The organism is Shewanella sp. SP1S1-7 (genome assembly GCF_031932105.1).
Taxonomy (GTDB): Bacteria; Pseudomonadota; Gammaproteobacteria; order Enterobacterales; family Shewanellaceae; genus Shewanella; species Shewanella baltica.
Genome location: NZ_JAUOEU010000018.1, coordinates 40939 through 61286, shown reverse-complemented (window position 1 = coordinate 61286; position 20348 = coordinate 40939). Strand labels below are relative to the sequence as shown.

The window sequence follows — 20348 nt, the reverse complement described above, 5'->3', positions numbered from 1 at the left end:
AAGCAAAATCTTGGACGCGGGTGAGTTAAGGTGTGGGATATTGGCAGCGTTAGCGTTGAAAATGGTGGACTCATTTTTGGGCAAATGCACTTTTTGTTAGAGTTAATGCAATACTTGGCTTGAGTACCTGATACAAAAATAGAGACTCAACCTAATACAAATTTGCGGCAGAGCTGATTCATTTGTCGCGACAAGCGGCGGAATTGATTAGAATCTCCATTCATGTTGAGTTTACTCGTTTTGGGTACTCAAGTTAGCACGCTCGGCCATCGCTAAGTGGTGCTTTCAAATTAAGTAGGTGGACTGTTTTTCTGCCGAGGAGCGTTAATGCAACTGTTTGTCAAAGATTTAACTGTGATCGATTTTTCCTATTTATGCCCAAAGCGCGGCATGGTGGGGGAGAGTTGGATTGTCGATGTTCTGCTTGAGGGCGGATTAGACGAGCAAAACATGGTGCTCGATTTTGCTAAGGTGAAACGCACCATCAAGCAGACCATAGATGCGGTGGCCGATCATCGTTTACTCGTACCTACGGCGTGCAGCAGTGTGCGTTGGCAGCAACAGGGCGATAGAGTGTGGATGGATTTTGATAGCCAGTTAGGTGAAATCCATTTGGCCTGTCCTTCCCAAGCCTTTGCCTTAGTGCCGACCGAACAAATTGATATTCCAAGCGTGAATGCCTTTTTACAGAAAGCGTTACGCGAAGCCTTACCTAAGAATGTCGAAGGGATCACGCTCACCTTGAGACATGAAATCCTCGATACGCCTTATTATCATTACAGCCATGGTTTACGTAAACACGATGGTAATTGCCAGCGTATCGCCCATGGACATCGTAGCCCAATTCATGTGTTTGAGAATGGCAGTCCAGCACCAAAGTGGGATGAGTATTGGGCCAAGCGCTGGCACGATATTTATTTAGGCAGTGAAGAGGATTTGGTTTCTGTTGACACCCTGAATTTATCGTCTCAGACGCGGATCACCGATGACAGTCATTATGGTTTCCATTACCAAGCGCCCCAAGGGGATTTCCAATTGGCGATGCCAAAGGAAGGCTGTGATTTAATTCCCCATGACACGACGGTTGAGTTGTTAGCCGACTATATTGCCACGACACTCGTTGCTAAAGTACCCGGAAGTCAGTTTAAAGTGGTGGCATTTGAAGGTGTGGGTAAAGGCGCGATTGTGTCTAAGGGATAAGCGCTAAGTTTGAGTAATGGCGTCGAGTAGATTTAAATGACTTGCTCAATGGGCCTCGGCAGATTGTCGGGGCTTTTTTGTGTCTTCATAACCTTAGATAAAGCGCGATTGCTATTGTATGCAATACATCATTAGGTATTTGCGCCGCTGTGGATCGATTTTTAGGGCGGGTTAGGTTAACGTGACGCATGGGTTTAATCGGTCAGAGTTTAGTGATTCAGTGTTAGCGATGAGTTAGTGGTGTGCTGGTGATGCGTTAGTGTCGTGCAGAACGCATTCAGTGGGCCTTGGACCAAGTTGACCATCGATAAGGATTTTTGTGAAGATGTCTAAGAGTAGAATATTAGAAACTCAGATTTTGGAAACTACTGTTTTGAGAAACGTTTTGGGAAGAAATAAGATGTTGGGAAATCGTTTAACGGCATGGTTAACCTTGGGCTTAGTGCTTATGGCGCCTCATGTACAAGCAGCGGTAAGTTTGCAAGGCAAGCTAGAGCAAGGCGCATTAATGCGTGGTCAAGCGCCAGCAGGTACTCAGATTAGTTTAAATGGTGCTGCCATTAAGGTCACGCCAGACGGTCATTTCGCCTTTGGTTTTGATCGCGATGGCGAACTGAGCCAGCAATTAACCTTGGTTTATCCCGATGGTTTGACTGAGGTTAAGCCTTTAACGTTAACCAAGCGTGAGTACAACATTCAAAGTGTGAAGGGCATTAGCTCGAAGATTATGAAGCCCGATCCCGTCGCGCAGGAAAGAGCGGCGAAAGACACGGCGCAGGTCAAAGCGGCGCGGGCCACATTTAGCGAGCAAACGGCCTTTTTACAGGAGTTTATTTGGCCGCTGACAGGGCGTATTTCCGGGGTTTATGGAAGCCAACGTATTTATAACGACGTACCTGGTAATCCACACTTTGGTGTGGATGTGGCGGCGAAAACGGGCACTGTAGTGGTGGCGCCCGCCGATGGTGTGATAAGCCTGTCTGTGCCCGACATGTTTTATTCGGGTGGGACTATGGTGATCGATCATGGTTACGGCGTGAGTTCAAGCTTTTTGCACTTGAGTAAGTTGTACGTCAACGCGGGTGAAGTGGTTAAGCAAGGTCAAGCCGTGGCAGAGGTGGGCGCAACAGGCCGTGCTAATGGCCCGCACTTAGATTGGCGAGTTAACTGGTATCAAATGCGCCTCGATCCCACAACCATAGTGCCACCCATGGCAACAGTGTTAGCGAATGAGAAAGCCAGTAAAGCGGCTAAAAAGGGCTAGGTTCGATATCCAGCACTGGCTCAATTAAATGGCGCTATGATGCGCCATTTTTTATGATTCTTATCCTTAGCACTCAGTGAGTTGGATTGTTCTAGACTCGTTTCAACAGTCCGCTTGCAGATGATCTGTTTCAACCGCTTAGCTTAAAAAGATTACTTCAACAATGGATGATCGGCGGGGAGCTGGCGGGTGATCCACAAAATCAGTTTGTGTTTCATGTTTGGCCCATCTTCTTTATCTTTGGCCAGTGGCTGGATTAAGTTGTCTGTGACCAGTAAACGGTAAATACATTCCACTTTGTCTTTGGGCGAGATGCCCTTGTCGAAGTCCGCATATCCGCGTTTTTTGGCATAGCCAATACCGATTTCCATGGCGAACTTCAATATTTGCGCTTCGTTCTTGTGTGGCTTCATTGGCGATCCTCTGTTTGCACATCGAATCCATCAAGTGGACCCGATAATGTATGCCTGATGGCATCTGCGAGTTATACGTCCTAAGTTACGCTAAATATGCTGTTTTCGAGATTTAATTTTGGCAATTTTTGACAAAACCACCAAAAAACGGGCCTAAAAATAGTCTGAACACTGAGTCTGATTAAATAGTCATCAGCTCAGGTCATCACTTAGGCATTATCTTCGGTTTTAACTTAGTTTTTGACTAAGTTTTTAATTCAGGTATTCGCTAAGGCGAGTGCGGCAAGTGCCAATGGAAATCTAAGCTCAGTGTTCTCTTCTTTCAGATTTTAAGCCTGCCTAAAACATTCCCGCTACGTTTGCTCGCTGGCGATCACTGCCTTTATGCCATGGGGATGCACTTTAATGCACACATCATCGCGTTTAAAGGCGATAGTCGGATTGGCTAAACGCTCTTTATCCCCTTTGGGCGAGCTCATCTTAATTTTTATCCCAGCAAGGGATGCTAAGCTTTGTGAGTTCAAGCCTTGTGAACTTAAGCCTAGTGAGCTTGACGGAACAGGCTCAGCAGCCTGTTCTGATGGTAGCAAAGCGCTGAGTTTGGGACACAGGGCGAGCAAGTCTCGGCTCAGGGTATCGCACTCTGTCGCTTTTGAATCAATAACTAGCTCAATGTGTTCCCAGCCTTCCTGCGGATAGACTTTGTCGCTGGGGTAGGGAAGTTCGACACAGGCAATGCTAAATTGACCCAGCGTAAGTGGGATATCCAGTTCGATAATCAGAATCGTACGACCATTGATGATATTGTCTGAAATGATCTTACCGACGCGGCTAAAGGCATAGCGCAGCGCATCGGCACTGGCGATGGAATTGACGCGCAGCGCGACATGATCGCAAACCAGTGCTTTATCCGCTAAGTCTAAGGTTTCAAGCAAGGCTAAAATTTGTGCTTCGAAGGCGGGCCAGCTTTGGGTTAATTGCTCATAGCTGATGCTTGTGCTCTGCGGCGTGGCAGCTTCATTGGATGATGACATATAGGCTCCAAGGCATGTGTATTACCGTTAGTTTTTATCCCTTACACAATCACGGGGATAATACAGCTAACGATATGATGTAAATGGCTAAATAAAAACGCCCATTAAGCTGGGCGTGTTTGATGTTGTGACATTATCTAATCGGCGTGTTGCCATGGCTAAGTAGGCTAAAGTTACGGCCAAATCTCAATTGGTGTTCCTTCATCGACCACTTTCCACACTTCATCCATTTCGGCGTTGGTTATCGCAATACAACCGTCGGTCCAGTTGTATTGCTGAGCTTGTTCTGGCGGCAGCGGCGACTTAGGGTTCTGACCGTGGATCATGATCATGCCTCCGGGTCTAATGCCTAAGGCTTTGGCTCTGAGTTTATCTTCTTCATTGGGATAGGAAATATGGATCGATTTATAATAGGCACTGTCGGGCTTTTTATAATCTAGGGTATAACGCCCCTGTGGTGTGCGTTGATCGCCTTCCTTTAATTTGTGTCCTGCGGGCAAGTCGCCCATAGCAATGCGATATTGTTTGAGTATTTTGCCATCGCGCAATAAAGCCATACTGGATTCGGATTTTGTGATCACCACAAGATCCACTTTACCCATGCCTGAGGCATGTAATCCGGGTGAAACGAGTGCCGCGATAGTCACAGTGAGGGTGGTCAATGTGGAAAGTAGGGTGGCGCGCATGAATTCCTCGAAAATTAACACTAGTTGTTGGCTTTTTTCGGCATCATACCGCAATTTTATCCTGCTGTGAGTAGATAATTTTGAGCTGAATGCAATTGCATGGCAGACTCGTGGGATATTTATGATGTAATCCCAGAGTTACTCAGTTTGTTGCAAGGAAGTCAAAGTTTGTATGTCTGAAAATATCGAATCCGAAAGCCCACTGAAACGTCAATTACGCACCATTATTTTTGGTACTGATACTCCCGCTGGCCGCTATTTTGATATCGCCTTAATGGTGTGCATTGTGCTGAGTGTCGCTCTAGTGTTTCTCGATACGGTAGAAGTGTTTCATCGTGAATACGGGCAGATTATTCGCGTCTTGGAGTGGGTCTTTACGATTATATTCACCCTTGAATATGGCCTACGTTTGTATTGTGCGACTCATCCCGTGTTATATGCCCGCAGCTTTTATGGCATAGTCGATTTGTTATCTGTATTGCCAAGTTATCTGGCGTTACTGATCCCTGGCGCTAACTTTACCTTAGTCATCCGAATTCTCCGGTTATTCAGGATTTTCCGCGTACTCAAATTACTGCGTTATTTGAGTGAAGGGAATGTGTTGCTTAGAGCCATGATGCAGTCGAGTCGTAAGGTCTTTATATTTTTCTTCTCGGTCAGTTTGATCGTTATGGTGCTCAGTGCGGTAATGTATGTGGTTGAAGGGCCTGATAATGGATTTAGTTCAATTCCTAAATCTGTCTACTGGACAATTGTGACTATTACCACTGTCGGTTACGGCGACATTACCCCTAAAACGGGATTAGGTCAGGCGATTGCCGCTTTTACTATGTTGATTGGTTACTCGATTATCGCGATCCCTACGGGGATTTTAACCGCGGAGATATCCCAAGAAGTGGGGCGCCATCGAGATTTACGCTCGTGCAATCAATGTCATAAAACCGGCCACGATCTTGATGCCATGTACTGTAGCCGCTGCGGATGCGAGTTAGATAGCTTAGATGTCCCCGTTGAAAATGACGCTTAGTCATTGTTTTAGCAAACACTTATTATTTTTGCAGGTAACACACCCGTATGACGCAAGCCAAGTTTGTTGAAGGCCCCATATTACGTCACATCTTAGTGATGAGTTCGACTGCTGCTGTGGGGATTTCTGCCTTATTTGTGGTGGATTTACTGGATATCTTTTTCCTGAGTTTATTGGGGGAGCATGAGCTTGCGGCGGCTGTGGGTTATGCTGGCAGCATCTCCTTTTTCACGACATCCATTGGGATAGGCTTATCAATTGCTTTAGGCGCTTTAGTGTCTCGCTCGATTGGCGCAAAAGATGTGGTGTTAGCAAAGCGGCTATTGCTCAATAGCGCTGTTGTGACAACGCTGATTAGCGTGCTGGTGGCCGGCGTGGTCACTACTTTCATCCCTGAGTTGGTTGCCTTAGTGGGCGCAAGTGGCCATACGGCTGAGCTCGCTGCCAGCTACTTGTATATCTTAGTGCCTTCCTTGCCCTTTATTTGTCTTGCGATGGCGCTCGGCGGGGCTTTGCGCGCCGTGGGTGATGCTAAGTTATCCATGATGTCGACCTTAGCGGGCGGCGGCGTTAATGCTGTACTCGACCCGATTTTTATCTTCTTGTTCGCCATGGGGATAGAAGGTGCGGCATTGGCATCCGTTTTAGCGCGGGTGGCGGTATTTTTAATTGCTGGCCGCGGCGTTGTGGTGAAGCATAAGTTGTTAGGTCATTTCGATAAGGCGCATTTTGTCGCCGATCTTAAACCCATCTTTGCCATTGCGGGCCCTGCGATGTTAACCAATGTGGCGACGCCTATCGGTAATGCCTTTGTGACCCGAGCCATTGCCGATTTCGGTGACGCTTATGTGGCGGGCTGGGCGGTATTAGGGCGTTTGATCCCTGTGACCTTTGGGATGATCTTTGCGCTCTCAGGCGCGATTGGCCCTATTGTTGGGCAAAACTTCGGTGCGGGGCAGTTTGACCGAGTGCGCGAGAGTTTAACCCGCGCCATCCAGTTTTGTACGGTGTATGTGTTGATGATGTCTCTGCTGCTGTTTGTGCTTAAGTCGCATTTGGTCAATGTGTTTGATATGAAGGGTGACAGCGCGGACCTTATCCACTTCTTCTGCAGTTATATCGCGGTTTTCTTTATCTTTTCGGGGATTTTATTTGTAGCAAATGCGTCCTTTAATAACCTCGGCAAGGCTAAATATTCCACCCTGTTTAACGTCGGTAAAGCCACCTTAGGCACAGTGCCTTTTGTGTATTTTGGTGCACTCTGGGGCGGAGTTTACGGCGTATTGATTGGGCAAATATTAGGGTCTATTTTGTTTGGCACCTTAGGTGTATGGGTTGCTTATCGTTTAGTGGATAAAGTGGCGGCGCAGGCCCAGTTTTCCGCGATGGCGAATGTCGGTGGCGTCAATGCTGTTTCCCGCAATGTTGCGCTGACTGAGGAAGAAGAAATCGCTAACTGTGTGTCGGAGAACTTGCCGAGCGCGACCAATCCGCTTTCATCCTCCTGTGTGCAGATGGCGCAATTAACCGAGGAGCAAGAGAGTGAGTCGGTATTGCCGATAACGTATTTGGAAGAAGGTAAAAAGCCGAACTGACTAGCGGTAAGAGGTTCACTTGTTTTAGTGCCGATGCACTGACAAAGCACCTTGTTGAATCAAATATAAACACTCAAGCAGGTTCACGGCGCGCCGTTAGGAATACAGAAAAACAAAATGCCACAAGATTGCTTGTGGCATTTTTGTTTAAAGCGGCGTTTGCAGTTAATCTAGTCGGGTTAACAATGCACAACAATACGCCGCTAGAAAGCGTTATTCTGCGGTACGCTTATTCTTCAGTACTGCTTATTCTTCAATGCTTGGCGCGTCTTGTTGGCCTTCGACTTGTTCAGTCGTGGCTTCTAATGCCGCCATTTTTGCGCGATCGGCCTTAGAGATGTAACCTGATTTCGCTGGTGAGCCGATAGTCACGGGATCGACTTTATTCAGTCTGGCCTTAGCGCGTTTAGCTATTTTCTTGATGATCTTTTGTTTCTTGTTCATGACGTCTCTAATTTCGTTTCGCACCCGCTATGCGCAGGAATATGAGGCCAAGGGCTCAATTGAGGGCGGATTCTAACTCAATCTGAGCTAACTGACTATGTTTTGCTGAATTGTTTTACTGAAAATTGTCGAAAAGAACCGCAACTTTTTGGCGGTCAATTTTGCAATAGCGCGTTTTCACGGGAGTTTGACTCAATGGGCAGTACAGGGATGAGTGCAATCGATGTCGAGTATTTTGCGCTACCTGCTGTCAGTAGGCGTTAAAAGCCATTATATTGCCCCGCATTATTAGTTCGATAAACTGACGCTAATGTCATTTTTATTGCTCCTGTACTACCCGAGGATAAGCTGTGTTACTTAATAAAATCACTTTTTTCGAGCGTTTTGAACACGATATCTTAAGTGGCGCGAAAACCATTACCCTGCGCGATGAAGCCGAATCCCATGTGATAACGGGGCAAATTCTGCCTGTTTCCACCTTTGAAACTGACCGCTGGTTTTGTGATATCCAGATTATCGATGTCACGCCAGTAAAGTTAACTGAGCTCACCGAGATGCATGCCAAACAAGAGAATATGACTCTGCCACAGTTATGCAATGTGATTGCAGAGATTTATCCCGGTCTGGAGCAATTGTTTATGATCCGCTTTAGGATTTTGTCGCAGTAATCTGTCACAGTAAAATGTGCAGTGAGAAATTCTCGCTAAATGCGTAAATAAAAAAGGCTGCGCTGCAGCCTTTTTGTTCATTGTTTTAATGTCATGTGCTTCAGAAGCATATTCAGTTGTGCTTGCTGGCTACACTGTCCAAGGTAGTAACTTTTGAGCTACCCGGTCGGCTTGGCCTAAACGAATGGCGGCACGATGGCGCATTCGATACAAGGCTTGGTAGCACAAGGGCACTAAGTACAAGCTAGTCAAAGTCGAGAACGACAAGCCACCAATAATGGCGATTGCCATGGGCGAATACGGCGGGCCGCCGCCACCGATTTGGGTTTCACCCATCGCCAGTGGAACTAAGCCCAACACTGTGGTGCCCACTGTCATCAATACTGGGCGCAAACGCGTGATACACACGTCTCGAATGGTGGCGGACAATTTGTCGAGATCCGGCGTCATCTGGTTAATTTGATCCACCAGAACTATGCCGTTATTCACTACAATTCCCATTAAAATCAATATGCCTATCATGGCCATCACAGAAATAGGCGTGCCCGTGATAAACAGCGCCCAGAATACCCCTGTGATCGAAAATAGGATTGAAGTGATAATCGCCGTCGGCAATAACAGCGACTCAAATAGCGCCGCCATAACGATGTAAATCATCGCAACAGCCAATAGCATATTGGTTGCCATCACATTCTGATCTTCATCTTGACGCTCGAATCCACCGCGCAGTGAATAGTCGTAGCCATTAGGGAAATGGATATTTTCCATCACTTGCTTGATCTTAGTTTGCGCTTCTTCCGTGGTGAGGTTTTCTAAGTTTGCGCCAATCGACAAAGAGGTTTGGCGATTAAAGTGCTTAATGGTATCGAAGCGAGGTTGGATCTCAATCTTCGCTAAGTTATCTAAGGTGTACACCCTTTGGTCGATGCGCACTATTGGTAACTGCTTGAGTTTTTCGAGCGACTTTTGCCACTCTTTCTCATAGGCCATTTCGATGCGCAGTTCGCCATTGGGATCGTGGCGGAACGAGCGTAGCGGTGAACCGCGCAGTGCCATAGAGATACTCGAAGCGATTTCATTGAGTTTTAAATCTAACCGCGCCGCCATTTGCCTATCGATGCGGATAACCACTTCCTGTTGCGCACCGTTAAGCTCAGAGCGAACGTCTTGCATTCCTTTGATATTTTGCAGTAAAGGGATCACTTGTTCGCTTAAGTTAATCAGCTCAGAGGTTGAGCGCCCAGTGAGCGTCACGCGCACACCAGAGCTGTCATTGCCCCAACCAAATTGCGGTTTGGCGATCGAATACTTAGGGAAGCCACTACGGATTTTCTTTTTCAACTCATCCAATGGCATAGGTAAGTCTTTCTTCAGCAATATCACCGATGAACCATCGTCGGATGAGTAGTAGCTGTAGACAGAATCAATATGAAATTCCTCTTTATTTTTATAAAGATACTCTTCCATTTGATTGACCATTGCCTCAGTGACATTGAGATTATGCCGACCTTCCACTTGATAGTTGATGTAAATCCGTTCCTTGCTCTGGCTGTCTTCTTGATCCTGTTTGACCATAGATAGCGGCAGAGCGGTAGACGCGAGAATGGCCACCGCAATAAAGCCTGAACGCCAAGGCCTCAGCAATACCCAGTTAAGCGTATTGTTGTAGAAGCGCTGTAACTTACCGGCATCCTTCTCGGGCGCGATGTCAAAGTGGAACTTAGTCAACATCAAAGGGATCAAGGTTTTAGCAACCAGTAGCGATGCCGCCAGCGAGATACAAATCGCGATGGCAACATGCTCGAGGAAAATCGTCAGTTCCACTTTCACGCCAAAAATATTGGGTAAAAATACGATGGCAGTGGTCATAGTGCCCGCCAATACGGCGAGGGACACTTTATCGACCCCAGTCATCACTGACTCTTCATTATCCTTGGGTGATTTGCCCTGTTTCTCCTGCAGCACGCTCTCGGTCACTACTACAGCGTTATCAATTAACATACCAATGGCGAGCAAGAGTCCCATCATAGAGAGGATATTCAAGCTGTAACCGAGTAAATACATGGCGGCGAGCGTCATACCGATGGAAATCGGCACAGACGACACGACCACTAAGGTCATTTTCAGATTACGCAGGAACAAGTACAGCACCACAAAGGACAGCAGGGCGCCGATTAAACCCGAAAACAGTAAGTCCATCAGGGATGATTTAACCCCAGAGGCTTGATCTTCCATGATAAACAGCCGAATACCTTGGAACTGTTGATCTTGCTTCGCTAGTTCGATGACCTTAAGTACGCGTTCAGACACTTCGACTAAGTTAGCGCCTGATTCCTTAAACACATCTAAACCGACAGCATAGTGCTGATCTAAATGGCGCCCTTCGATACGCTCTGGCAAGGCAAACTGCACATCTGCAATATCGCCTAAGGTCAATCCTGGGATCAACACCAGTGCTTTGATATCCTCAAGGTTTCTAAACTCGCCCTTCGGCGACACTTGATAAACTATGTTACTGGCCCTAAGTGTGCCAGCACTAATCACAAAGTTTTCTCTGCCGAGGCGGGCTTGCAAGTCGGTGGCGGAAAATCCACTGGCGGCAAGACGGTCGGCATTGATACGTACTTCAATTTGCTTTTGTTCAACGCCGTACAGGCTAACCTTAGAGACACCTTCAACACGTTCAAGCGGACGCTTGAGCTGTTTATCGAGTAAATCGAATGCGCCTGACAGCTCGCGGTCGCTCGATATACGTATCGTGAGCACTGGCATGTCGGCGGTGGAGAATTGGCGAATAAAGACTCGCTCAACGTCCTTGGGCAGTAAATGCCGCACCGCATCGATTTTTTCCCGCGCTTCTAGGCTCTTAGTCGCAACGTTTTCACCCCACTTCATGTTGATTTCGATTTCAGAGCCTTCTTGGGAAGATTCTGATTCGAGCTCATCAATCCCACCCATAGTGGCGAGTGATTCCTCCAGCACTTTAGTGATATCGCGCTCCACTTCAGCGGGGGTTGAGCCCTTGTAGGGCACTTGCACCACAATCTGCGGAATATCAATACCGGGGAACATTTCCAGCGGTAACAAACGACTCGAGGCGAGACCAAATAGCAAGATAGCAAAGAAGAACATGCTGGTGGTCACGGGACGCTTAATGGCTAAACGGGTGAGGTTCATGGGCGAGCCTCCTCAACGTCATGCGCGATATCTGTGGCTGCAACGTCATACACTTTACGGTCGAACAGAGCATAGAGCACCGGGAGCACAATTAAGGTCAGTAAAGTGGATAAACTCAGACCAAAGATCACCGTAATCGCCATAGGTGCACGCACCTCTGAACCATCGCCTAACCCCAGCGCCATCGGCAATAAGCCTAAGGTGGTGGTGAGCGTTGTCATCATAATAGGGCGTAGGCGCGATTTAGCGGCGGCGCGAATAGCATCGAGTTTTTCAACACCTTCGCTACGCAGTTGGTTGATGCGATCCACAAGCACAATCGCGTTGTTCACCACGATACCCGCCAACATGATAAGGCCAATAAACACCACCACACTCAAATGGGTTTGGGTGATATACAGACCCAGCACGCTACCCGCCAATGCCATAGGCACGGCAAAGAGGATAAGCAAGGGATGAAGCAGTGACTCAAACTGACTCGCCATCACTAAATACACTAAGAAAATCGCTAAGATAAGGGCAATTTTGAGTGACTGAAATGAATGCTCCATTTCCTCATTTTGACCACCAAATCGGGCTTGTACTGATGCCGGTAGCACCTGTTGCGACAGTATTTGCTGCGCCTGTGCCACCGCATCGCTTAAGTCACCGTAGGCGAGGTTAGCCGACACCAGTGCTACACGTTGCTGGCTGATACGGTTAATCGCCGAGGGGCCTAATTGTAATGACACTTCGGCAACCGCACTTAAAGCAATAGGTTGATTGCTGTTCGGGTTGATGATTAAGGCATCGATATCGCTGATTTGATCGCGCTCGGAGAGTTCACTGCGCACCAGAATATCAATCTTACGATCACGTACCGTGTATTGGCTGGCAATAGTACCGCCAACGCGCTGAGCAATGCGGTTCGCCACTGTTGGCGCATCCATTCCGAGCGCTGCTAACCTAGCATGATCGAAACGGATACTCAGCTCAGGTTGACCATCGCGCAGACTGGTATTTACGTCAGCAAAACGATCCGATGCGGATAATGCTTTGACTAGACTATCGGCACTGCGCTTGAGCAAGTTCAAATCGTAACCCGTGAGCTCAATCTCCAGTGGCGTTTTAAAGCTGAATAACTCAGGTTGCTCAATTTTTGCTTCAAGTTCAGGAATGCGGCGCGCGGTATCACGCAGCACTTGAGTGATCGCGTTATAGGCACTGTGATCTGTCAGTACCACTTGTAAGCGGCCCCAGTTTTCACCACCGCGAGCAGTATCCGAGGTCATCAAACCACCGCTACCGGCTTGGCTATAGGCATGTTTGACTTCGGGTCTGTCCTTGATAGACAACGCGAGTTGTTGTAAAACCTTGTCGGTTTCACTCACCGCCGTACCCGGAGGCAATAAGATTTCCACATAAAACTCGCCCTGATTCATCGGCGGAATAAGTTCCATACCTAGGCGAGGTAACAGGCTAATACATGCGCCCGTTATCGCAATGGTGAGCAGCAGTGTGGTCATTTGTTGACGCAGCGCCGAGGCCAGCAGCTTGTGATAAACCTTCTCGATACTGTGATAGACAAAGTTAAATCCTGAACTCAAAGGACGCATGATTAGACCGATGAGCCAGGAGAAGAAGCGGCCTAAAATCAGCACTAAGGTCAACAATGCACTTGGTAAGTAACTAAACATTAATAGAATAGGGAAGGAGAACACAGTCGCGCTATAGTGTTTAAACTTACCCATTTTAGTGGTGGGTTTATCCTTAGGCGTGGTTTTTATCAGTGCGGGTAAGGTTTTAAAGCCTTCGCGCGATGCCAGCATAGGGATAGAGGTTAAGGCGACTAATAGCGAGGCCAGCAGGGCAAAGGTGACCGTCAGCGCTTGGTCGGAGAACAGGGCGCCGGCAATCCCATCGACAAAGACTAAGGGCACAAACACCGCAAGGGTCGTCAGTGTGGAGGCGAAAATCGCGCCAGCTACTTCTTTAGTTCCAGTGACTGCGGCGTCTAACTTACTCATGCCTTCGCTACGACAGCGGTCAATGTTCTCTAATACCACAATGGCGTTATCGACTAATAGACCAATGGCCAGCGCGATACCACCTAATGACATGATGTTTAAGCTAATATCGGCAAAATACATCATGTTAAAGGTCGCGATAACCGAGAAGGGGATCGAGATGGAAATAATCAGCGTTGGGATGATGTTACGCAGGAACAGGTAAATCACTAGCATGGACAATAAACTGCCCATTAGCGCCGAAGAGGTGACTTCACTGACCGCACTTTCGATAAACTCGGATTGATCGTAAATCACTTCGAGTTTGTTTTGCTTAGGATCTTGATTGATTTTGACAAGTTCATCGCGCAGTTTTTTGGCGACGGCGACAGTGTTCGCATCACCTTCTTTATAAATCGCCAGTTCAATCGATTCTTGGCTACCGATGCGGGTGATATCACTGCGTTCTTTATAGGCATCCGTAATCGTAGCGACTTCGAATAAACGTACTAAGGTTTGCTCGTCGCGATAGACGATCACTTGGCCAAGTTCATCTAGTGAATTGAATTGGTTAAGTGTGCGCACTAAGTATTCGCGATCACCTTGGATCACTTTACCGGCAGAGAGGTTAATATTCTCTTCATTAATGCGACGTTTAATGTCGTCGGCATTGAGGTTAAGTTGCGATAGTTTTTCTTGATTGAGCTGAATGTGTACTTCTTGCTCTAGGCCGCCAGATAAACGCACGGCGGCGACCCCAGAAAGCGCTTCTAAGCGACGCTTAAGCTCTTCTTCTGCGTAGGTGCGCATTTGCTTAAGATCGGCTTCTGAGGCATTGGGTACTGACAACGCGAGACGCATGATCGGGTCAAGGTTGGGGTTAAAACGCAGTAATAATGGCTTTTTAACGTCCAAAGGCAGGGCGATAGTGTCGAGTTTTTCGCGCACATCTAAACTCGCCATGTCCATTGTGGTGCCCCATTCAAACTCGAGCACTACATCTGACATGCCTGAGCGCGAAATAGAACTGATTTTACGTAAGCCTTTGACCACGCCAACGGCTTCTTCAATCGGTTTAGAGACGAGCTGTTCAACTTCTACTGGCGCCGCACCGTCATACATAGTGCGGATGGTTAATGTGGGATAGCTTAAGTCTGGCAGTAACTTCACCGCTAAGCGGGAAAATCCCACCATACCGAATAAAATCACCGCCAGCATGAACATCCACACCGTGACTGGCCGTTTAACGGAAGTGCTGATAATTGACATGAAAGGCTCCTATCAGTTCTTAGCGGAAGCAAGATCGAGTGGGGTGATCACTTCGACTAAGGATTGGTCTTTCAAGTTTTGCTGGCCACGGGTCACGACTTGTTCACCTGGGTTAATGCCTGCAATCACTTCTACAGAGTCACCTTCACGGTAGCCAATCTCGACTTCACGGCGGTTAGCATTAGTGCCATCGATAACATACAAAGCTTGCCTGTTATCTTGGTTGATCAGTGCACTGTAGGGAACCGTAATCACGTTTTCGTGGGTGTCATACTTAAGCTCAACACGGGTAAACATCCCTGCTTTTAGGCGCGCCTCTTGATTCGGTACGGCTAATGTCACTTTAAACGTGCCGCTTTGTGGGTCAACAATCGGGCTTATCCGCAGCACTTTGGCATGGATAGCATTTTTACTTTGTTGATTGCTGAACACTTGTGCCTCTTGGCCGAGTCTTAAGCTGGCAAGTTGTTGCTCTGGCAGATGGACTATACCGTGAAGTTCATCTTGATTGACTATGTAGAACAAGTCGCCAAATTCCTTCGCCATGTTGCCTGCTTTCACATAACGTTTAGCGACGACGCCGCTAATAGGGGACAGTACGCGGCTTTCTCTGACTTGTAGCTCGGCAAGATCTTTCTTGGCGATGGCGGCTTGCAAGTTATATTCAAGTTTGGCCATCGAATCTGCGCTGATAAATTCTTTGTTGCCCATTTTCTTCAGACGATTCAATTCCTGCTCAATGATTTTAACTTCGGCTTCTGAGCGGTCTAAATCGTATTGCTGTCTTTTGGCATCGATAACGGCGAGCACTTGGCCCTTTTGTACGCGGTCACCTTCTTCAACGGCCAATGATTCAATGAGTCCAGAAATGCGGCTGACGACATTGGCTTCTTGAGGCGCTTCTAAGGTGGCTGTTGTGCTGTAGAAAGATGAAACGTTTCCTTGCATCACTGTGGTGGTTTCGACGGGAATGGCATATTTTTCTTCTTTTTTAGCCACTTCTTCCTTACCACAGGCTGCTAGCATTGAAATCATTAGCAGGGGTAGGGCAAATTTAGCAATGTTTGACTTTTCCATAAGTGTGTTACCTGTTGTCTTTATTGTGATGCCATTTGATAGCAGAAACCGTGCCAATATTAAATATAGCCTAATTTCATATAGTTAAGCTATATTTAAGTTAAGGCTAATGTGCGAGTTCCACTAAATGTAGCTAAAAAGTTTAAAAAGTGATGAGAATAACTAAAGGCGGTTAACAGCGGTTACGCAAGTAGGCAATTGCAACAATGTATTTTGTCTAACAAGGGGAGTGTCAAAGGGGATTGTTTGATATGAAAAAAGCGCCCTCAGGCGCTTTTTAATGCGTAAGTCGTGGGACTTAGCGTTTGTCTTGTGCGACGAAATCACGCGCAGTTTCGCCAGTGTATAACTGACGTGGACGGCTGATTTTGTGGCCTGGTTGATCTAACATTTCTTTCCAGTGTGCAATCCAGCCTACAGTACGTGCCAGTGCGAACAGCACAGTGAACATACTGGTTGGAATACCAATGGCTTTCATGATGATGCCAGAGTAGAAGTCGACGTTTGGATACAGCTTCTTAGAAATGAAGTATTCGTCTTCAAGCGCAATGCGCTCAAGCTCCATTGCTACATCCAATAGTGGATCCTTAACTTTCAGTTCTTTCAGCACTTCGTGACAGGTTTCACGCATAACTTTGGCACGTGGGTCAAAGTTTTTGTAAACACGGTGTCCAAAGCCCATCAGACGGAATGGATCGTTCTTGTCTTTAGCACGTTCAATGAATTCAGGAATGCGGTCAACTGAACCGATTTCTTCTAACATTTGCAAACAGGCTTCGTTAGCGCCGCCGTGTGCAGGGCCCCAAAGAGACGCGATACCCGCTGCGATACACGCAAATGGGTTAGCACCTGAAGAACCGGCTAAACGTACGGTTGAAGTCGATGCATTTTGTTCATGATCCGCATGTAAAATGAAGATCCTGTCCATTGCACGTTCAACGATAGGGTTAACTATGTATTCTTCACATGGCACAGCAAACATCATGCTTAAGAAGTTGCCCGCATAGCTTAAGTCATTACGTGGGTACACGAATGGCTGGCCTGAAGAATACTTGTAGCACATGGCTGCTATCGTAGGCATTTTTGAGACTAAGCGATAAGCGGCGATTTCGCGGTGACGCGGATCGTTAACATCCAGAGAGTCTTGGTAAAATGCAGATAATGCACCCGTCACACCACATAACATGGCCATAGGATGAGCATCACGACGGAAACCTCTAAAGAAGAAGGCTAGCTGCTCGTGAACCATAGTGTGGGTTTTAACTGTATGTACAAACTCAGTATATTGCGCTTTAGTCGGCAGTTCACCGTAAAGCAGCAGATAACACAGGTCTAGGTAATCGGAGTCAACGGCGAGTTGATCGATTGGATAGCCACGGTGTAACAATATACCCAGATCACCATCAATATAGGTAATTGCAGATTCACAGGAGGCAGTCGCAAGAAAACCTGGATCAAAAGTGAAGTAACCTTTGCTGCCAAGTTTACTGATGTCGATTACGTCAAAACCAGCGGTTCCCTGCTTTACTGGCAATTCTATCGAGTCGTTCCCTGGTAATTCTAATTTGGCTTTTAAATCAGCCATACCCCGTTCTCCTTACTTAGTTCTTATCTGTGAGTGCGGCATGTCAAACCGCCATTACTTTACAGCCATTCTAGATCACATTTCAATTTAAATAAGCGTTTTAATTTGTTAGACCATGGTATAAATGCCTTTACTTTCCCATGCGGAACTGGCACTTACAGTAAAAAATCGTCAAAAAAACATAATTTGCATTCTGTGATGTTTGTATTTGACATTTGCCGCGAGTATACTTGCCTCGCCCAATAAGGGCCGCAAACAACGATTATAAAGCACCCTTTGTTTACATGTTAAATGAGTGCGTGCTCAGATAGTTAACTGTTTGTTTAAACTTTGCTTTTGTGTTTACTTTTGCCGTGATTCACATCCCAGTTTAAAGTTTGTACAAAAGCGGTTCACATAACAAAAAAAATGCTCAATGGAGCTGAGTGAGCAGAACGTGAAAAAGCAAAGACCTGTCCATTTAGATCTGCAGACCATTCGCTTTCCTGCAACAGCGATTGTGTCAATTCTTCACCGTGTTTCCGGTGTCATCATGCTGTTCGCAGTTGGCATTCTCATTTGGTTGCTAAATTCATCTTTAGCATCAGCTGAAAGTTTCGCTGGCGTACAATCTCTATTTGATAACTTCGTTTTGAAGTTCATCCTGTGGGGCATTATGACTGCACTGGCGTATCACTTGTTTGGTGGCCTACGTCACTTAGTAATGGATACCGGTCGTTGGGAAGAATTGTCATCGGGTGCCGCATCAGCGAAAGCTGTATTTGCCTTAACGGTAGCCTTTTCAATCATAGCGGGGATTTGGGTATGGTAACCAATGCAGCAAGTTTTGGACGCAGTGGTGTTCATGACTTTATTCTACTACGCGCTAGTGCAGTGATCCTCGCCTGTTACACCATTTTCTTGGTTGGCTTTATTGCATGTAGTTCCCCTCTCACCTACGACGTCTGGCATGGCCTTTTTAGCGCTCTGCCAATGAAAGTGTTTACACTTCTGACGCTGGTTGCATTACTCGTACACGCTTGGATTGGTGTATGGCAAGTGCTGACAGATTACGTCAAGTGCACGTCGTTACGTGGTGTTTTACAGTTCACCTTTGTCGTTACCGTATTTTGTTATTTAGCGGCCGGCATTGTTATTGTGTGGGGTGTCTAAGTGAGTATTCCAGTACGCGAATTTGATGCTGTAGTGATCGGTGCCGGTGGCGCTGGTATGCGTGCAGCGCTGCAGATTTCCAAAGAAGGTAAAAGCTGTGCGCTTTTATCAAAAGTATTTCCAACTCGTTCTCATACCGTATCTGCGCAGGGTGGTATCACTGTTGCGTTAGGTAACGCCCATGAAGATCATTGGGAACAGCATATGTACGATACCGTGAAGGGTTCCGATTTTATCGGTGACCAAGAAGCGATTGAGTTCATGTGTAAAACCGGTCCTGAAGCCGTTATTGAACTTGAGCAAATGGGTTTGCCTTTCTCTCGTTTCGAAAATGGCACGATTTACCAACGTCCATTTGGTGGTCAATCTAAGAACTTTGGCGGCGAGCAGGCTGCACGTACTGCGGCAGCTGCCGACCGTACTGGTCATGCTTTGTTGCACTGTTTATACCAACAAAACGTTAAGCATAAGACGCAAGTCTTCTCAGAATGGTATGCATTAGATCTCGTTAAAAACGATGATGGCGCTGTTGTGGGTTGTACTGCGATTGAAATTGAAACGGGTGATATCGTTTATTTCAAAGCCAAAGCAACGATTCTAGCGACCGGTGGTGCAGGGCGTATTTACGCTTCTACTACTAACGCGCATATCAACACCGGTGACGGTGTCGGTATGGCAATGCGTGCTGGCGTGCAAATGCAAGACATGGAAATGTGGCAATTCCACCCAACTGGCATCGCCGGCGCGGGTGTACTTGTGACTGAAGGTTGTCGTGGTGAAGGCGGTTATCTGCTGAACAAAGACGGCGAGCGCTTTATGGAGCGTTATGCCCCTAACGCGAAAGATTTGGCATCACGCGACGTGGTAGCGCGTTCAATGATGACTGAAATCCGCGAAGGTCGTGGTTTAGACGGTCCATTAGGTCCACACTGTTTACTCAAGCTTGATCACTTAGGTAAAGAAACATTAGAAGCACGTTTACCAGGCGTGTGTGAATTGTCTCGTACCTTTGCCCATATCGATCCGGCCGATGGTCCAATCCCAGTATTACCAACCTGTCACTACATGATGGGCGGTCTGCCAACTAAGGTCAGTGGTCAAGTTATTCGTAAGAATGAAGACGGCACTGAACAAGATGTTATCGGTCTGTTTGCTGTGGGTGAGATTGCCTGTGTATCTGTTCACGGTGCAAACCGCTTAGGTGGTAACTCATTGCTCGATTTAGTGGTCTTTGGCCGCGCAGCGGGTCAGCATTTAGGTAAAGCTTTGGATGAGACTGACGATCCAAAAGACGCAAGCGATGCGGATATTCAAGCATCCCTGGCACGTCTGAATCGTTGGGAAAGCAACAAAGATGGCGAAGATCCAGCGCAAATCCGTAAGGATCTGCAACTGTGTATGCAATTAAACTTCTCTGTATTCCGTCGTGGCGATGCTATGGCTGAAGGGTTAGAGCAGTTGAAAGTGATTCGTGAACGTCTTGCAAATGCTAAATTGTCTGATAACTCTCGTGAATTCAACACTCAACGTATTGAATGTTTAGAGTTAGATAACTTGATGGCAACGGCAATCGCCACGGCTTATGCGGCTAACTTCCGTACCGAAAGTCGCGGTGCTCACTCACGTGAAGATTATTTAGAGCGTGATGATGAGAACTGGTTATGCCACAGCTTATTTGACCCTGTGACTGAAACTATGGATCGTCGTGCAGTGAACATGGCACCTAAGTTACGTGAAGCATTCCCACCGAAGAAACGTACCTACTAGGAGTT

General features: G+C 46.9%; 16 protein-coding genes. 8 read left to right on the top strand and 8 right to left on the bottom strand.

Annotated features, from left to right (window positions below):
- Positions 1 to 327: 327 nt before the first annotated feature.
- Together Q4Q49_RS14465 and Q4Q49_RS14460 are read left to right on the top strand one after the other, a co-directional pair.
- Positions 328 to 1200, top strand: a complete 873-nt coding sequence (locus Q4Q49_RS14465) for a 6-carboxytetrahydropterin synthase (protein ID WP_006081995.1) — start codon at positions 328 to 330, stop codon at positions 1198 to 1200.
- A 400-nt stretch (positions 1201 to 1600) separates the two neighbouring features.
- Entirely contained in the window at positions 1601 to 2464 is an 864-nt protein-coding gene (locus tag Q4Q49_RS14460; protein WP_311999677.1) for a M23 family metallopeptidase, read from the top strand.
- A gap of 152 nt (positions 2465 to 2616) precedes the next feature.
- Here the strand turns inward: Q4Q49_RS14460 and Q4Q49_RS14455 are convergent, their stop codons facing one another.
- From Q4Q49_RS14455 to Q4Q49_RS14445, 3 genes are all read right to left on the bottom strand, one after another.
- A complete protein-coding gene (locus Q4Q49_RS14455) occupies positions 2617 to 2877 on the bottom strand; it encodes a DUF5062 family protein (protein WP_106650770.1) in 261 nt (86 codons plus the stop codon).
- Between the two features lie 353 nt (positions 2878 to 3230).
- A complete protein-coding gene (locus Q4Q49_RS14450; protein WP_311999676.1) occupies positions 3231 to 3911 on the bottom strand; it encodes a VOC family protein in 681 nt (226 codons plus the stop codon).
- A 173-nt stretch (positions 3912 to 4084) separates the two neighbouring features.
- Positions 4085 to 4597 (bottom strand): murein L,D-transpeptidase family protein, encoded by a 513-nt coding sequence (locus Q4Q49_RS14445; protein ID WP_106651838.1) that lies wholly within the window; start codon positions 4595 to 4597, stop codon positions 4085 to 4087.
- Between the two features lie 172 nt (positions 4598 to 4769).
- On the opposite strand from Q4Q49_RS14445, the gene Q4Q49_RS14440 reads away from it, so the two are divergent.
- Both Q4Q49_RS14440 and Q4Q49_RS14435 read left to right on the top strand, forming a co-directional pair.
- Positions 4770 to 5624 carry an ion transporter gene (locus Q4Q49_RS14440; protein WP_311899649.1) on the top strand — a complete coding sequence of 285 codons (855 nt, stop codon included), beginning with the start codon at positions 4770 to 4772 and terminating at the stop codon, positions 5622 to 5624.
- A 47-nt stretch (positions 5625 to 5671) separates the two neighbouring features.
- Positions 5672 to 7219 carry an MATE family efflux transporter gene (locus Q4Q49_RS14435; RefSeq protein WP_311999675.1) on the top strand — a complete coding sequence of 516 codons (1548 nt, stop codon included), beginning with the start codon at positions 5672 to 5674 and terminating at the stop codon, positions 7217 to 7219.
- A gap of 246 nt (positions 7220 to 7465) precedes the next feature.
- Here the strand turns inward: Q4Q49_RS14435 and Q4Q49_RS14430 are convergent, their stop codons facing one another.
- Positions 7466 to 7663: a DUF2986 domain-containing protein gene (locus tag Q4Q49_RS14430; RefSeq protein ID WP_011847029.1), complete on the bottom strand. Its 198-nt coding sequence runs from the start codon at positions 7661 to 7663 to the stop codon at positions 7466 to 7468.
- A 350-nt stretch (positions 7664 to 8013) separates the two neighbouring features.
- Here Q4Q49_RS14430 and yqfB point away from each other — a divergent pair, with 350 nt between their 5' ends.
- Entirely contained in the window at positions 8014 to 8331 is a 318-nt protein-coding gene (gene yqfB, locus Q4Q49_RS14425) for a N(4)-acetylcytidine aminohydrolase (protein WP_311999673.1), read from the top strand.
- 129 nt (positions 8332 to 8460) lie between these two features.
- Here the strand turns inward: yqfB and Q4Q49_RS14420 are convergent, their stop codons facing one another.
- From Q4Q49_RS14420 to Q4Q49_RS14405, 4 genes are all read right to left on the bottom strand, one after another.
- On the bottom strand, positions 8461 to 11508 hold the full coding sequence (locus Q4Q49_RS14420) for an efflux RND transporter permease subunit (protein WP_006081986.1): 3048 nt from the start codon (positions 11506 to 11508) through the stop codon (positions 8461 to 8463).
- Positions 11505 to 14762 carry an efflux RND transporter permease subunit gene (locus Q4Q49_RS14415; RefSeq protein ID WP_259510541.1) on the bottom strand — a complete coding sequence of 1086 codons (3258 nt, stop codon included), beginning with the start codon at positions 14760 to 14762 and terminating at the stop codon, positions 11505 to 11507. The genes Q4Q49_RS14420 and Q4Q49_RS14415 overlap by 4 nt, the downstream gene beginning before the upstream one ends.
- Positions 14763 to 14774: 12 nt before the next feature.
- The gene (locus Q4Q49_RS14410; protein WP_006081984.1) at positions 14775 to 15839 is read right to left on the bottom strand and encodes an efflux RND transporter periplasmic adaptor subunit; all 1065 of its coding nucleotides are present in this window, start codon (positions 15837 to 15839) and stop codon (positions 14775 to 14777) included.
- Between the two features lie 298 nt (positions 15840 to 16137).
- Positions 16138 to 17424, bottom strand: coding sequence for a citrate synthase (locus tag Q4Q49_RS14405; RefSeq protein WP_006081983.1), 1287 nt, complete (start codon positions 17422 to 17424; stop codon positions 16138 to 16140).
- 415 nt (positions 17425 to 17839) lie between these two features.
- Here Q4Q49_RS14405 and sdhC point away from each other — a divergent pair, with 415 nt between their 5' ends.
- From sdhC to sdhA, 3 genes are read left to right on the top strand one after another with little or no spacing between them, the layout of a single operon-like run.
- Positions 17840 to 18235, top strand: coding sequence for a succinate dehydrogenase, cytochrome b556 subunit (gene sdhC / locus Q4Q49_RS14400; RefSeq protein ID WP_311999672.1), 396 nt, complete (start codon positions 17840 to 17842; stop codon positions 18233 to 18235).
- A complete protein-coding gene (sdhD, locus tag Q4Q49_RS14395) occupies positions 18229 to 18576 on the top strand; it encodes a succinate dehydrogenase, hydrophobic membrane anchor protein (RefSeq protein WP_220590444.1) in 348 nt (115 codons plus the stop codon). The genes sdhC and sdhD overlap by 7 nt, the downstream gene beginning before the upstream one ends.
- Positions 18577 to 20343: a succinate dehydrogenase flavoprotein subunit gene (sdhA, locus tag Q4Q49_RS14390; RefSeq protein WP_063884037.1), complete on the top strand. Its 1767-nt coding sequence runs from the start codon at positions 18577 to 18579 to the stop codon at positions 20341 to 20343. It begins immediately after the preceding gene.
- Positions 20344 to 20348: the final 5 nt, after the last annotated feature.

Bases quoted from the DNA above. Each gene is read 5' to 3' on its own strand.
- Q4Q49_RS14465 (WP_006081995.1), top strand. From the start codon at position 328: ATGCAACTGTTTGTCAAAGATTTAACTGTGATCGATTTTTCCTATTTA.
- Q4Q49_RS14460 (WP_311999677.1), top strand. From the start codon at position 1,601: ATGTTGGGAAATCGTTTAACGGCATGGTTAACCTTGGGCTTAGTGCTT.
- Q4Q49_RS14455 (WP_106650770.1), bottom strand. From the start codon at position 2,877: ATGAAGCCACACAAGAACGAAGCGCAAATATTGAAGTTCGCCATGGAA.
- Q4Q49_RS14450 (WP_311999676.1), bottom strand. From the start codon at position 3,911: ATGTCATCATCCAATGAAGCTGCCACGCCGCAGAGCACAAGCATCAGC.
- Q4Q49_RS14445 (WP_106651838.1), bottom strand. From the start codon at position 4,597: ATGCGCGCCACCCTACTTTCCACATTGACCACCCTCACTGTGACTATC.
- Q4Q49_RS14440 (WP_311899649.1), top strand. From the start codon at position 4,770: ATGTCTGAAAATATCGAATCCGAAAGCCCACTGAAACGTCAATTACGC.
- Q4Q49_RS14435 (WP_311999675.1), top strand. From the start codon at position 5,672: ATGACGCAAGCCAAGTTTGTTGAAGGCCCCATATTACGTCACATCTTA.
- Q4Q49_RS14430 (WP_011847029.1), bottom strand. From the start codon at position 7,663: ATGAACAAGAAACAAAAGATCATCAAGAAAATAGCTAAACGCGCTAAG.
- Q4Q49_RS14420 (WP_006081986.1), bottom strand. From the start codon at position 11,508: ATGAACCTCACCCGTTTAGCCATTAAGCGTCCCGTGACCACCAGCATG.
- Q4Q49_RS14415 (WP_259510541.1), bottom strand. From the start codon at position 14,762: ATGTCAATTATCAGCACTTCCGTTAAACGGCCAGTCACGGTGTGGATG.
- Q4Q49_RS14410 (WP_006081984.1), bottom strand. From the start codon at position 15,839: ATGGAAAAGTCAAACATTGCTAAATTTGCCCTACCCCTGCTAATGATT.
- Q4Q49_RS14405 (WP_006081983.1), bottom strand. From the start codon at position 17,424: ATGGCTGATTTAAAAGCCAAATTAGAATTACCAGGGAACGACTCGATA.
- sdhC (WP_311999672.1), top strand. From the start codon at position 17,840: ATGGAGCTGAGTGAGCAGAACGTGAAAAAGCAAAGACCTGTCCATTTA.
- sdhD (WP_220590444.1), top strand. From the start codon at position 18,229: ATGGTAACCAATGCAGCAAGTTTTGGACGCAGTGGTGTTCATGACTTT.